This window comes from Pyrinomonas methylaliphatogenes (genome assembly GCF_000820845.2).
GTDB lineage: Bacteria > Acidobacteriota > Blastocatellia > Pyrinomonadales > Pyrinomonadaceae > Pyrinomonas > Pyrinomonas methylaliphatogenes.
Genome location: NZ_CBXV010000002.1, coordinates 389,601 through 404,056, shown reverse-complemented (window position 1 = coordinate 404,056; position 14,456 = coordinate 389,601). Strand labels below are relative to the sequence as shown.

General features: G+C 59.8%; 10 protein-coding genes. 2 read left to right on the top strand and 8 right to left on the bottom strand.

From position 1 onward, the window contains the following. Positions 1-31 precede the first annotated feature (31 nt). The gene (bcp, locus tag PYK22_RS03395; RefSeq protein ID WP_041974269.1) at positions 32-490 is read left to right on the top strand and encodes a thioredoxin-dependent thiol peroxidase; all 459 of its coding nucleotides are present in this window, start codon (positions 32-34) and stop codon (positions 488-490) included. A gap of 220 nt (positions 491-710) precedes the next feature. Here bcp and PYK22_RS16315 read toward each other — a convergent pair whose 3' ends face one another. From PYK22_RS16315 to thiO, 5 genes are all read right to left on the bottom strand, one after another. Next, a complete protein-coding gene (locus tag PYK22_RS16315; protein ID WP_083437567.1) occupies positions 711-1,388 on the bottom strand; it encodes a TlpA family protein disulfide reductase in 678 nt (225 codons plus the stop codon). Between the two features lie 16 nt (positions 1,389-1,404). After that, on the bottom strand, positions 1,405-2,619 hold the full coding sequence (locus PYK22_RS17470; protein ID WP_157770640.1) for a cytochrome c biogenesis protein/redoxin: 1,215 nt from the start codon (positions 2,617-2,619) through the stop codon (positions 1,405-1,407). A gap of 112 nt (positions 2,620-2,731) precedes the next feature. Then, a complete protein-coding gene (locus tag PYK22_RS03380; RefSeq protein ID WP_041974267.1) occupies positions 2,732-3,277 on the bottom strand; it encodes a PepSY domain-containing protein in 546 nt (181 codons plus the stop codon). A gap of 74 nt (positions 3,278-3,351) precedes the next feature. Further along, positions 3,352-4,719: a TlpA family protein disulfide reductase gene (locus PYK22_RS16310; protein WP_060635288.1), complete on the bottom strand. Its 1,368-nt coding sequence runs from the start codon at positions 4,717-4,719 to the stop codon at positions 3,352-3,354. Between the two features lie 12 nt (positions 4,720-4,731). Further along, positions 4,732-5,874, bottom strand: coding sequence for a glycine oxidase ThiO (gene thiO, locus PYK22_RS03370; protein WP_041974264.1), 1,143 nt, complete (start codon positions 5,872-5,874; stop codon positions 4,732-4,734). Positions 5,875-5,940: 66 nt separating this feature from the next. On the opposite strand from thiO, the gene PYK22_RS03365 reads away from it, so the two are divergent. Next, positions 5,941-6,954 carry an isocitrate dehydrogenase (NAD(+)) gene (locus PYK22_RS03365; RefSeq protein WP_041974262.1) on the top strand — a complete coding sequence of 338 codons (1,014 nt, stop codon included), beginning with the start codon at positions 5,941-5,943 and terminating at the stop codon, positions 6,952-6,954. 127 nt (positions 6,955-7,081) lie between these two features. Here PYK22_RS03365 and PYK22_RS03360 read toward each other — a convergent pair whose 3' ends face one another. The 3 genes from PYK22_RS03360 to PYK22_RS03350 form a co-directional block, all read right to left on the bottom strand. Further along, the gene (locus PYK22_RS03360) at positions 7,082-9,901 is read right to left on the bottom strand and encodes a M16 family metallopeptidase (RefSeq protein ID WP_162199782.1); all 2,820 of its coding nucleotides are present in this window, start codon (positions 9,899-9,901) and stop codon (positions 7,082-7,084) included. A gap of 517 nt (positions 9,902-10,418) precedes the next feature. Further along, positions 10,419-13,172: a preprotein translocase subunit SecA gene (gene secA, locus PYK22_RS18000; protein ID WP_041974257.1), complete on the bottom strand. Its 2,754-nt coding sequence runs from the start codon at positions 13,170-13,172 to the stop codon at positions 10,419-10,421. A 162-nt stretch (positions 13,173-13,334) separates the two neighbouring features. Further along, complete coding sequence (locus tag PYK22_RS03350; protein WP_041974255.1) at positions 13,335-14,336, bottom strand: hypothetical protein; 1,002 nt, start codon at positions 14,334-14,336, stop codon at positions 13,335-13,337. Positions 14,337-14,456: the final 120 nt, after the last annotated feature.

Sequence of the window (14,456 nt, the reverse complement as noted above, 5' to 3'; positions counted from 1 at the left end):
TTAGATGATTCTCGAATAGGAGGCTCTCATCATGCTCAAAGAAGGCGATCTCGCGCCGGATTTCACCGCGCGCGATGCGAATGGGAACGAGATCAAGCTTTCGGATTTCCGCGGCAAAAGGGTTGTCCTCTATTTCTACCCGAAGGACGACACCCCCGGATGCACGAAAGAGGCCTGTTCGTTCCGTGATGCTTACGCTCGATTCGAAGAGCGCGGGATCAAAGTGCTCGGCGTCTCGCTCGACACCGAAGAGTCGCACCGCCAGTTCGCATCGAAATACAATCTGCCGTTCACGCTTTTGAGCGATCCCGATCATCGCATCGGAGACGCTTACGGGACCTACGGCAAACATGTCTTCGGCGATAAGGAGTACTGGACAAATGCGCGCAAGACTTTCTTGATCGACGAAGAGGGGCGCATCAAGAAGATCTTCGATAAGGTCGATGTCGAGCGGCACGCCGATGAAGTGCTCGAAGCTTTCGAGCGATGAACCGAAAAGGAGACGCCCTCCGCGTCCGCTTCATCGGGCGCGGGGGGACCTGCGAAGAGCCGGCTTCATCGCTTTAAATGAAGAGAGCATCGCTCGAATTATAGAGTGGGTCAAAGCGAACGCGGGCTGGGCCACGCACGGCCCTGCTGCTCGCATCGCTCGAATCATAGAATGGGTCAAAGGCTAAGAGAGCGTCGCTCGAGGCATGATATAGAATGGGTCAAGGCTTCTTCGCTGGAGCGTTGAGTTCAATGGCACAATGATCATCCGCATTTCTCCGCTCGGAGGTGGTTGGCGCGCTCGACGGTTCCAATCCCAACTTTGCACGAATGAACCTCTCCGCCTCGTCCTCGATCAACTCCCCATTAGCGACCCAAGCCTTTTCGGCGAGAATGTCGCCTTGCGATGGGACCTTCGCCGGTTCGATGAAGACGTTGTAGGGTGATCCCCAGTTACGTTTATCGCCCGAGCGTTGGCGGTAGGCGTAATGCGTCGTTTTATCGCGCGCCTCGCGCGTCTCGGATTCGATGACGACCGGATATGGCGAGCCGCGATCGCCGAAAAAGCGTCGCGTCTCATCAAGCGCGCCATACTCGCTGATGGCGATGATCTCAAGGCCATGCGCGTGATACTTCTCGTAGAGTCTCTGCAGAATCGGCGCCTCGTATCTCCAGTTAGGGCACCAGGGGGCGAAGTAGACGACCAGCACGAGCCTCTTCCCTTGGGTGAAAGTGCGAAAGTTGATCGGCGAGCCGTCGCGCAAGCTTTTGAAGGTCCAGTCGGCGTAATCGATCGTCCTCTCTTCGATTGGCGCGTACTCGTGCCTCTCTTGAGCGCAGACGATCGTCGAAGCGCAGAGCGCGAGCAGAAGATGGAAGCCCATGACGAGCCTGTTCATATGATCGCCCTTTCGCTCACTCGGCCAGTTGTGCGCCGAGCACGGGTTTAATCGCCGCTTCGAATCCAGAACGATCGCGCGCGCCGATGATCTTCTGGCGTATTCGCCCCTCGCGGTCGATGATGAAGGTCGTCGGCAAGCTCGGTATGCCGCCGAACTGTTGCTGTACGTTTTCGCCGCCGAGCAGCACGGTATAGCTTTGCGGGATCTCCTTTTGGAACTCCTTGACTCCCTCGGCTGTATCATCCCATGCGACTCCGATGATCGTCAGCCCTTGCGCTTCCATATCGCGCTGCATCAGATTGAGTTCGGGTATTTCGTCGCGGCATGGCAGACACCATGTGGCCCAGAAGTTGAGCAACACGACGCGCCCGCGAAAATCGCTCAAGCGGACGGTGCGCCCGTCGAGCGTCGTGAATTGAACGTCTGGCGCTAAGGGATATGCGGCGTTCTTCTGCGTCGGGCTTTCGCCGGTTGAGATCTTCGCGCGCGACCCAACCCACGCCTCCAAATTGGGCAGCACCGAAGCTAGGCGCGAGCTCGCCAGCCGAGTCGCGTATCCTGATGCGATGAGCGCTCCGATCAGGACCAGAACGAGGCCGGAGACGACTTCGACCTTATGCAAATGCTTGCGGAAGCGGCTATAGAAGGTGAGGAACTGGTTGAGGCCGAGTCCAGTTAGCAGAAAGGGGACGGCGAGACCCGCCGCGTAGAAGGCCGAAAGCGTCAACCCGGATCGCCAGTGGCCCGTCGTCGCTGCCAAACCCAAAATCCCGCCGAGGATCGGGCCGATGCAGGGCGTCCAGCCGGCGGCAAACGCCAAGCCGAGCGTGAATGAGCCGAGCACGCCGCGCGGTTTATCGCTCGATAGAAAGCGCGTGTCGCGGTAGAGCGCGCTGATGCGCAACAGACCCATCAGGTGGAGGCCGAAGATGATGATGATGATGCCACCAGCAATGCGCACCCAAGGATTGGCCACGATGGACGAGCCGATCCATCCGGCGGCGGCGCCGAGCGCCAGGAAGATCATCGAAAGTCCGGCATTGAAAGCGAGCGAATTGATGATGACGGCTCGCCGCGCCGATGCTCCGCCGTCGCTCTTCAGCCGATCGATGCTTATGCCTGAGATCAGAGATATGTAGCCGGGGACGAGGGGCAAAACGCATGGTGAAAGGAATGATGCGAGCCCGGCCAGAAAAGCTATCGTCACGGTGATGTTAGTGCTCTCCATAGCGCTATAAGCTTAGTAAGAAACTTGCAGCCTGAGACTGATGCGCCGGTGGCCGCCCTAGGTTGTTCCTTAAGTCGAAAATTTAACTGAAATGCGCCGCGCGAAGCAACGGTTAACCATCATGCGAGGCGCGAGCCGGTTGCGCGCCAGATCCCTTCCAAAGGGCCAATCGCAAGTAGATTCCGGTCAGGGCCGAAAGGCATGAAAGGAGAGAGAGCGAGATCAGAAGCGGGATCTGCCATCTTCCGGCAAAGAAATAGAAATGAGCTTGGCGAAAATAGCGCGTCAGCAGATCGGGCGGAGGGGTCGGTCGCACTTCGCCAGTCTCAGCATCTATGAGCAGCGAATCGGCCCCCATCCCGCCGATCGCTTGATAGGTCGGGCGCCCTTCGCGCACGAGCAGCGTCAACGCGGTGATCGGCAACTTCCGTCCGGCGAAACTATTGGCTCGGTCGAGCGCTTCGTTCGGCGTCAGGCGGATGCGCGCCGCATCGATGAGCTCGACTCTCCCGCCTTCGATCGCGCCGGGCCAGGCGTAAAGAAGGCCGCTCGAGGCCCAAGCGAGGATGGGAAGGGCTGTGATCAATCCCACCCAAACATGTAAGGCGCGAACGAATCTTCGCCTCGAATCGCGAGCGGTCGGATCTTCACGTTTCATAGGAGAGTTCATCGCGTTATAGTTTTGCGCCCGATGCGCCGTGGCAACTGTCGCTCGGGATTCTCGGGGAGAGCTCATTGCGTTATAGCTTTGCGCGCCTCATCTGGCGCGGGTTCGGCGATGAGTTTCTCGATCCACTGGCCGAGCTTATCTAATTCCTCATCGTTGATCCCGACGGTGATGAAACGCACCATGCCGCGGCGGTCGATCAGAATCGAGGTTGGGAGCGAGCTTACGCCATAGCGCAGAGCCGTCTCCTCGGTCGCTTCGATGCCGATGCCGTAAGGGAGCTTGAACCTCTTTTTGAATTCGCGGAGGAAATTCAGCTCCTCTTTCGGCGCCATCGGGATGCCGCGCTCTGCTCCGTAATACCTCGTCAGTCCGATGATCGTCAGCCCGCGATCTTTGTACTTCTGATGCCATTCGCGCAATTTGGGAAAGGCTTCGAGGCATGGGCCGCACCAATAGGCCCAGAAATCGAGCAGGACGACTCGCCCGCGCAGATCGGCGAGTCTCACGGGTTTCGTGTCTATCCATTCGGCGGCTTGGATCTCCGGCGCAGGCGCGCTCTCTTCGTTCTGCTGGATGGCCCTTTCGGGATTCGATAGATCTTCAGCCTCTGCGCCATCGTAGTTGCGCAAGCGCCGCGTCGCTTGGCGAAAGAGTTCGGCTGACGGGAGCTTGAGTCCCAGACGTTGCAACTCGCGCAGCACGCCGAGAAGTTCGTCCCTTTGATTGTGAAGGGCATAGATGATTGAGAGATCATCGGCTGCGGCGAGCAAGAACCGATCGCGTTGCGCTGGGTCGAGCGCCGCATAGCTCTGTTTGGCCGTTTCGAAAGCTGCGCGCGCATGCCGGAGCGCGCAATCCTCATCTTTCGCTTGATAGCAGGCCGAGGTCAAGGTCCTTTCGAGCGCGAAGATCTCTTGCGCTTTGCGCGGTTCGTTTCGCTGATACTCGGCCAACATCTGTTCAGCTTCTTTAAGTTCTTTGAGCTGAGCCGCGTGGATCGCGATGATGACGCGCGCCGTTTGCTTCATCTCGCCAGGCGCGTTGCTGGCCTCGCGCAAGAAGCGGCGCAGAGCATCGAGTGAACCTTCCGCTTGGCCCGCTAGATCGAAGAGCAGGCCCAAATAGTAAAGATCCTCGCCGGCGAGATTCGGGCGCATGCTCAACTGCGCGGCGCGCGTTTGTGCCAGTTCGCGCTGCTCTTGCAGCGTCTTTTCGTAGAGCTTGCGATCGAAGGCCAGCTTCTTTTTATCGAACTCCTCGAAGCGACGGGTCGCATAGCGCGCCGCCTCTTCATAGAGTTCGCGAGCGGAAGGGAGTTTGGGCGCGTTTGTCTCTTGTTCAGATCGTTGCGGGGCGGGGAGTTCTTGCGCCGAAATCGCGCCGTCCAAAAGAAGCGATATAGCGAGCGCGAGTGCGATTTTGACCACCATGCCAACCTCTCGTCACTTGATCTTAAACCTCGCCGGTGTGAACCTCTCAGTGAACGATTGAGGCTCTTCTCCGCAGATGAGGGAGCCGATGATCTTCCCTGTGATCGGAGCGAGCAGAATGCCGTTGCGATAATGGCCCGTCGCGTAGAAGAGCCCTTCGATCGCTTCGCTCGCCCCGATGAGCGGCCATCCGTCGCGCGTCTGAGGGCGCAATCCGGCCCATGAATCTCTCACCGGCAGTGCGGCCGCTTCGGGAGCGATCTCGAGCGCGTGATCGATTATCTCGCGAAGCCCGTGCACGGTGACCGATTTATCGAACCCGACCCGTTCGATGGTCGAACCGGCGAGCAATCGCCCATCGCGTCGCGGGACGAGATAGCCGCGCAGGCTATAGACGACGTGGCGGACGATGGGCGGGCGCGCTTCGAGGCACAACATTTGACCGCGCACGGGTCTGATGAGCGGTTCCCCCAGATCGCCCTCGCCGAATCTGATGAGATCGGTCCAGGCCCCGCAGGCGATGATCGCCATCGCGGCGTGAACCCTTCCCGTAGAAGTTTCGACGGCTTCGACCCTTTTGCCTTCAATCTTGATGGAAGTCGCTTCGACGTCGGCACATAGCCTCGCGCCCAGCTTCTGGGCCGCGCAGACGAGCGCGCCGATCAATCTCCTGTTTTCGACCTGCCAATCGCGCGGGAAACGAAGCGCAGCTTGGATCTCGGGTGAAAGCTTCGGCTCGAGCGAAAGGGCTTCGGCGGCGCTCAGGATCTCGACCTCCAGACCGGCGCTCTTCTGCCACCGATAGCGCTTCTCTAGCTCGCGCGCCTCCTCCTCCGTAAAGGCCAAATAGAGCGTTCCCGTCCGATCGAGTTCGATGTCTATGCCGGTCTCCTCATAGAGGGTTTGGGCGAATTCCGGATAGAGATCGCGGCTCGCGCAAGCGAGTCGGAGGAAATCATCGTCACGATCGGCCTCTGCTTGCGGCGCGAGCATCCCAGCCGCCGCCGCAGAGGCTTCGGCTCCGAACCGCCCGCGCTCCAATAAAAGGACGTCGAGTTTTCGCCGGGCGAGTTCGCGCGCGATCGACAGGCCGATCACTCCGCCGCCGATGATGACGACATCAGCTTTGGATCCATTTGTCACCACGTCTTTCATCGAGGCAGACTTGTTGATAAGATTCGTTGCGTTGTATGAGTCGCCCGACAATCGAAGTCATGCGCTATGAAACATACTATCACACTCATCCCCGGCGATGGCATCGGTCCCGAAGTCACTTCCGCAACCGTGCGGATCATCGAGGCGGCGGGAGTTGAGATCGAATGGGAGACGCATTATGCCGGCGCGCAAGCTTTGGCGAAATTCGGCGATACGTTGCCGAAAGAACTGCTCGACTCGATCAAACGCAACCGCGTCGCGCTCAAAGGGCCGATCACGACGCCGGTCGGGAAAGGCTTCACCTCGGTCAACGTCGGACTACGCAAAGCGCTCGATCTATACGCGAACTTGCGACCGGTCAAGGCGCTGCCGAACGTCCCGTGTCGCTACCCGGAAGTCGATCTCGTCGTCGTCCGCGAAAACACCGAGGACCTTTATTCGGGGCTCGAACACGTCGTCGTCCCGGGCGTCGTCGAGAGTTTGAAGATCATCACCGAAAAAGCCTCACTGCGCATCGCGCGTTTCGCCTTCGAATACGCGCGGCGCGAAGGTCGGCGCAAGGTCACCGCCGTCCACAAGGCGAACATCATGAAGCTTTCCGATGGATTGTTCCTCGATTGCTTCCATCGAGTCGCCGCCGAATATCCGGAGATCGAAGCCGACGACAAAATAGTCGATAACGCCTGCATGCAGCTCGTGATGCGCCCCGAGCAGTTCGATGTCTTGCTGCTCGAAAACCTTTATGGCGACATCATCTCGGATCTCGCCGCTGGATTGATCGGCGGGCTCGGGCTTGTGCCGGGAGCGAACATCGGCGAACAGGGGGCCGTCTTCGAGGCCGTCCATGGTTCGGCGCCAGACATCGCCGGGCGCGGCATCGCTAATCCGACGGCGCTTCTGCAATCGGGCATCCTGATGTTGCGCTACATCGACGAGCGCGAGGCTGCCGATCGCATCCAGAATGCGCTTTTTGAGGTCTTGCGCGAGGGCAAGGTGCGCACGCGCGACATCGGCGGGACGGCGAGCACGGCGGAGTTTGCCGATGCGATCATCGCGAAGTTGGATAAAGGGCGAAATTGATCTTCGATCGCATATCGCCTGATGTGAAGCTTCACGATGCCGGCGCCCCTTTTTGAGTCGCTTCAAAGTCGCTCGCCTCGGCGCGCGATCGGGCGTGGAGGCTCGTCGGCGGCAACTTCAAAAGCGGCTAGTTCCCCTCATCCTCCCGTTCAAAATCTCCGGCTAACACGATCGCCAGATCGTCCGGCGTGAAGTATCGGCGGATCGCGGCGTTGGCTTCATCCAACGTGACGGCTTCGATCAGATCGCCGTAGCGGTCCAGATAGTCGAGACCCAGGCCGTAAAACTCCGCTTCCCAGATAGCTTCGGCTATCCCCGCCGTGGTCGAAAGCGAGACCTTGAAGGAGCCCACAGCTGAAGATTTTTCATCGGACAGCTCTTGCGGTGTGAGACCATTGGCGACATACTCGCGCAGAACGTTCAACGCCGAAGCCGTAGCGCGATCCAAATTCTCCGGGCTGACCGAAAGGCCGATGTACCACGGACCGGCGACCAGTCCCGGCGAGTAGAAGCGCGAGCCGATCCCGTAGGTCAACCCTTCGCGATCGCGAACTTGCAACCCTAGTCTGGATGAGAGCGTCGATTGGCCGAGCGCGTTATTGGCGAGAAGCGCCGCATGGTAGTCGGGCGATCGGCGGCGCAGCGGCGCATGTTTGCCCATCACGACATCGATGTTGGCCTTGTCCGGAACGCGCACAAATTCGCGCCGGAGCTGGGCCAGCGGCTCTGGATCTGCCGCTTCGATTTCGATATTCGCCGGACCGGCGAAGTCGCCGAAAGCCCCGCGGATGAGTTCCTGTGTGCGCGCCGTCTCCAGATCGCCGCAGATGGCGAGGATGAGCGAGCGCCCGCCATACTGCCTCTCATAAAAACGGCGCACGTCCTCGGTCGTGACCGAAGCGATGCTCGCGATCAGCTCTTCGCTCGGCGGGATATGGAAAGGATTCTCGCGTGGATAGACGATCTGCGTGAACCGCTCGAAGGCGCGATAGCGCGTGTTGTTCTGCTGCTCCCGTATCTGCGCGATGGTTTGTTGCTTGAGCTTTTCGAGTTCGTCTTCGGGAAAGGCCGGTTCGCGCAATTCTTCGGCGAGCGCGCCGATTACGAGCGCAAGATCGCGCGCGAGCGCTCGCGCTTCGATGCTGATCGCAAAGCGTCCCGCGCTGAGGCTCACCTGCGCGCCAGCCCTTTCAAGTTCGTTCGCAAGCTCTAATTTCGTGCGGCGGCGCGTGCCGCGTTCGAGCATCTCGGCGGTCAATCGCGCTAGCCCCGGGCGATCGCGCGGTTCGAAGTAAGAGCCGGCGCGCAAACTTCCGACGAGCGAGAAGACCGGCGCGGCGCGGTTTTCAAGGACGAGCGAAACCGCACCGCTAGGCATCACGTCGCGCGCAACGCGCGAGGAGAAGCGCGGCGCATCGCTCGCTGAAAGATCGGCTATCGGCGAGGCTCGATCCGCGCGCGATTCGAACCGCTTGGTTCGACTCTTTCCGGCTTTAGCCTCATCGTAAAAACAAGCCGACCGCGCTTTGGTCATGGTCGCTCGCGGTCGAGCGGAGATCGGTTCGTGAGCGGCGATCATCGCGCTCGATCCGCCCGCCCCCTGTTTCGGGATGAAAAGGCCGACGGTGCGATTGTCTTCGGTGAAATATTTCTCGGCGACGCGGCGCGTATCATCCGCTTTGACGCGCTCGATGTTCTTCGGATAGTTGAGATAGAAACGCCAATCGGCCACGGCCTCTGCCTCCGACATCTGAAGCGCGATGTTGAACGTCCCATCACGATCAAAAGCGAGATGGGTCAAGATCTGCCGCTTCGCTTTCTCGAGTTCCTCCGCGCTCAACCCTTCGCGCGCGACGCGATCGAGTTCGCGCAAGATCGCCTCTTCGACGGCGCGCGGCTCGACTCCGGGCCGCACCGTCGCGTAAACGTTGAAGAGGCCGGGATCGCGGAACTGGTCCACATTCGTATGAACTTTGATGGCCAATTCGGTTTCGATGAGCGCTTGATAGAGGCGGCTCGTCACCCCGTGTGACAGGGCCGTTGAAAGGACGACGAGCGGGAAGATGTCGTTCTCCATCGGCGGATTGGCCGCGCGGCGCGCCAGCTCCTCGTTCGACAGCACGCTCGTCTGGCCCAGCGCCGCCGGCGTGTGAAACGCGATCTGCACGAGCGCGACTTCGCCAGCGCGGCGGATCGTGACGCGCCTTTCGCCCTCTTGCGGCGGCTCTTCCGTGTAAACTTCGGGGATCGGTTCCGGCGAAGGCGGATATTGCCCGAAGTGTTTGGCGATGAGCGAAAGCGCCGTCGCGCGGTCGAAATCGCCGACCAGAATCGCCGTCGCGTTGTTCGGGTGGTAGAAAGTATCGTAGAAGGCTTTCAGGCGCGAGGTCGGCACGTGCTCGACGTCGGCGCGCCAGCCGATGGTCGGGTGATGGTAGGGATGTTCGCGGAAAGCCGCCGCGTAAACGGCTTCATCGAGCACGATTGATGGTTCGTTCTGGCCGCGATCGAGTTCATTGCGCACGACGGTCATCTCCGCTTGACGATCGGCATCGGAGATGAGGGAATTGCGCATGCGATCGGCTTCCAACCAGATGGCGAGTTCCAACTGGTCCGATGGGACGGTCTCGAAGTAATTGGTCCGGTCGAACCACGTCGTCGCATTGAAATCGGCCCCGATCCGTTGGAGCACGGCGGCGATCTGCGTCCCACGCTCTTTGTTGAAGGTGGGCGTCCCCTTGAAGAGCATGTGCTCGAGGAGATGTGTGGCGCCCGTATGCCCGACGGCCTCGTTGCGCGAGCCGACACGATAAAGCACGAGGAAGGTCGCCACCGGCGCGACGCGGTTCTCCAAAAGCAGGATCTTCATCCCGTTCCATAGGCGATACTCTTCAACGCCGCCTTCCTGGGCGACGAATTCGACCTCAGCGTTTTCGATCTTTCTCATCGAATCAGCTCTCCTCGGAAAGATTAAGGCAGCCGAAAGAGCGATCATAGTCGCTCGGACCGAAGGAACGGAAGCGCGCCGACGCCCGCTCCGGCCCTTTCGGAAGTCTGATCCGCCATAAGCGATTTTAGGAGGCGCGCTTCTCGATGATAAGGTTCGAAGATCTCGCGAGGTGCGGACTCAGACCGTTTCCCCATCGCTCGTTGCTTTCAGGTTAAGACTCACAGGCCATCTTCATGGCGTTCGTAAGGCAGCAAGATTCGAACCTTCAGCGGTGGATCGAAAGTGAACCTGAACCTAAAATTGAATTCATGATTACGCGATGCGCGATCGGTTTGAGGAAACGGTTTACAACTCACGCACTTGTGTACAAGGGACGGCTTCGGTGAAGCGATCGCGCCCGAACCGTGGTTACAGCCCCGCTACAATCTCCGAACGAGGTCTGCGAAAATTCGCGCTTTGCGCTCAGCCTTCGCCTCGCGCGTTTCAGTAAGAGCGCCTCGATCTGGCGATGGCCTCATGCGCCGCAGCACTTCTTATATTTTTTGCCCGACCCGCACGGACATGGATCGTTGCGCCCGACTTTCGGATGATCGCGACGGACCGTTTTAACCGCTGCCTCCTCGCCCGCCGCCGCGGCGCCTTGATTCGGTCCCGTGAAGGTCATGCGCGTCGGACGGCTCATGCGGCGGCGCTGCAGCGCCTCGGGCGCTTGCTCGGAGACGACCTGCAGATTGAAGAGCGCGCGCACGGTGTTCATGTCGATGCGGTCGAGCATCGCTTCGAAGAGCGCGAAGCTCTCCTTCTTGTACTCGACCAGAGGATCCTTCTGGCCGTAACCGACCAACCCGATGCCTTGCTTCAGATGATCGATGGCGAGCAGGTGATCTTTCCACTGCGCGTCGATGATGTTGAGCATGATGATGCGCTCGTAGGTGCGCATCGCTTCGGGGCCGACCTGTGCCTCTTTTTCGGCGTATTTGGCTTCGAGCTTCTGCCAGATGGCCTCTTCGATCTCGCGGCTGTTCATCCGCTCGAAGTCTATGCCTTCGGCATCGGCGTCGAAACCGTAGATGGATTTCAGTTGCGCCTTGTAATCGGCGATGTCCCACTCATCGGGCGACACATCCGGGTCGAGATATTGTTTAGTCAAATCGGAAAGCAGATCGCGCGCGATCCCCAAGATGTACTCGCGATGGTCGGGCTCAGCCATCAACTGGCGGCGCAGGCCGTAGATGGTCTCGCGCTGCTTGTTCATCACGTCGTCGTACTGGAGAAGATGTTTGCGGATCTCGAAGTTGCGCGCTTCGACCGACTTTTGCGCCGCTTCGATCCGCTTCGAGACCATCTTCGATTCGATGGCGACGCCCTTCTCCATGCCGAGTTTCTGCATGATGGCGCGGACTCGATCGCCCGCGAAGATGCGCATCAGATCGTCTTCGAGCGAGAGGAAGAAGCGCGATGAACCGGGATCGCCTTGACGACCAGCGCGCCCGCGAAGCTGGTTGTCGATGCGGCGCGATTCATGCCGCTCGGTGCCGACGATGTGCAACCCGCCGAGCTTGACTACCTCTTCGTGCTCCTTCTCGACGATCTCTTTGGCGCGTTTGAGGGCCGCTTCCCACTGTTCGGGCGTCGCTTCGTCCGGGTTGATCTCGTCACGTTTCAAAAATTCGCGCGCCAGGAACTCAGGGTTGCCGCCAAGAAGGATGTCCGTGCCGCGACCGGCCATGTTGGTCGCGATCGTCACCGCCCCTTTGCGACCGGCCTGCGCGACGATCTCGGCCTCGCGCGCGGCGTTTTCGGGCTTGGCGTTCAGGACGTTGTGCGGAATGCCCAGGCGCTGCAAACGACGCGAGAGGAGTTCCGAGTTTTCGACCGAGACGGTGCCGACGAGCACGGGTTGGCCGCGTTCATAGCAATCCTTGATCTCTTCGATCACGGCATCCCACTTTTCGGGCAGCGTGCGATAGATCACATCCGGATGATCGACGCGGATCATCGGTTTGTGCGTCGGGATGACGATGACATCTAGGTTATACGTCGACTGGAACTCGGCAGCCTCCGTCTCCGCCGTGCCGGTCATCCCGGCGAGCTTTTCGTAGAGGCGGAAGTAGTTCTGCAACGTGATGGTCGCCAGCGTCTGGTTTTCGCGCTCGATCTTGACGCCCTCTTTCGCCTCGACCGCTTGGTGCAGACCATCGGACCAGCGCCGCCCGTGCATCAGGCGTCCGGTGAACTCATCGACGATGATCACTTGCCCATCTTGCACGACGTAATGGTGATCGCGCTTGTAGAGCGTATGGGCGCGCAGCGCTTGCTCGACGCAGTGGAGCATCTCCATGTTCGACGGATCGTAAAGGTTGCCGACGCCGAGCAATCGTTCGGCTTTGGCGATGCCCTCCTCGGTCAAGACGACCGTGTGTTGTTTTTCGTCGACGATGTAATCGCCCGTGGTCCTCCCATCCTCGAGCTTCTCGCCGCGCTTCAAGTGCGGGATGATGGCGTCGGCTTTGTAGTATTTGTCGGTCGCTTCTTCCGACGGGCCGGAGATGATGAGCGGCGTGCGCGCTTCGTCGATCAGGATCGAATCGACTTCGTCCACGATCGCGTAGTAATGGCCGCGCTGGACGCAGGTCGCCAGATCGAACTTCATGTTGTCGCGTAAGTAATCGAAACCGAACTCGTTGTTCGTACCGTAGGTGATGTCGGCGGCATAAGCGTCCTTGCGCTCCCAATCGTCCATGTCGTTCTGGATGCAGCCGACGGTCAATCCCAGATGCTTGTAGATCTTGCCCATCCACTCGGCATCGCGCGAGGCGAGATAGTCGTTGACCGTGACGATGTGCACGCCGCGCCCCGTGAGCGCGTTCAAGTAGGCGGGGAGCGTGGCGACGAGCGTCTTACCTTCGCCCGTCTTCATCTCGGCGATCTTGCCTTCGTGAAGGACGATGCCGCCGATAAGCTGCACATCGAAGTGGCGCATCCCCGTGGTGCGCACCGAAGCTTCGCGAACCAGCGCGAAGGCTTCGGGCAGCAGCTCGTTCAAGATCGCCTGTTCGCGCCGTTTGCGCTCTTCCGCGTCGCGCGCCTCGGCGACGGCGTTCGCCACGCGCTCTTTGAATTGGATGGTACGCGCCCGCATCTCTTCGTCGGAGAGCTGCTGCATTTCGGGTTCGAGCGCGTTGATCCGTTCGATGAGCGGGCGAATGCTCTTCAGGTAGCGTTGATTCGGGGTGCCGAAAAGCTTGGTTAAAAATCTGTCTATCATCGCTCGATTCCGTCAAATGTGCTCCTGGCGGGAGATCTTCAACTCGCCTCGCGCCTTTCAGTGCAAACCACGATTGTAAGCGAGCGCGCTAGGCGGGGGCAAGCGAGCTTTTCCCACCTCAATTTTGATGCGCCAGTGAGGAGATCTGGTGGCTGATCGGATTCAGCTCGATGGCAGTTGTTTGGAGAGCATCTGTCCGGCCAGATTGCGCGGCATTTCGAACCTGACCAGAACCTCTTTGCCCTGCGAGGAGACGGTGGTGTTGTTCCAGATGACCGCCTCGTCGCTGCCTCGCTTCCTGAGCCTTTCGACGATGAGCAAGCCGCTATAACCGCGCGCCATCTCCGCCGCCCGCGCCGCCGATTCCACCTCAGTCGATGCGCGCACGCTCACCCTTTGCTGGTCCAATCGAAGCGTCATGCGAAGCTTCCGCGCGCCTTCGAGGAACGAGAGTGCGCGGCTCGCGCTCAAAGCTTGGACGAACTCTTCGGCGAGCGCGTAAAGCGCGCGATCGGTCGTCTGCGCCGAGGTGATGCGGACGTTCTCCAATGTTCCATCATCACGGCGGTCGGCCTCGATCGTCATCACGATCGTGCCGTCGAGTTTGAGTTCGCCGCGCTCCATCATCTGCTTGGCTTTGAGCAGAAGATCGAGGAAAGGCTTTTTGTTGATGCGCGGCGGGCGTTTGATCTTGGCCTCTTCGGCCTGCTTGTCGAGCAGTTCTTCCGCTTTCTGCTCGGAGGCCATCGCTTCGGCAAGATTCTGCGGATCGAGGCTCGGGGACGGCGAAGCCTCGGGCTGCGGTTTCATTTCAACTGTCGGGCGCGGTTTCGGGCGAGGGCGTTTGGTCGCCACCGTTTCGATTTGTGAAAGCGGTTCCGGTTTGGCGAAATAGCCGGGCGGATATTGAAAACGATCGCTCAGCAATTGGATGACCGTGGCCCGTTCGATCTTCGTGCGTTGATACTCTTCGTTGACATACTCGGCGCCGGCGAGCGTTGACGCGACATTGAACATGTCGCGCAGCGCTGGGATGAAGAGGATTGAGGCGAGCGTCGTCAGGTGAAGGGCGAGCGAGCAGACCAGCGCCGCGCGCATACGCTTTCGCCAAAGCGGCAGGTCGCGCCCTTCGATGCGGAGAAAGGTTTTGAAGATCTCAGCCATGACGTCTCCCGGATCTCGACAAGACTATCCTTTAGACGTCGGCTCGCAAGCAAACGTTTGCGGCGAAGTTCGACCGCCAGCGAAAAGTTTAGCAGACTGCGCGCGTTCGCCAAACTCTTG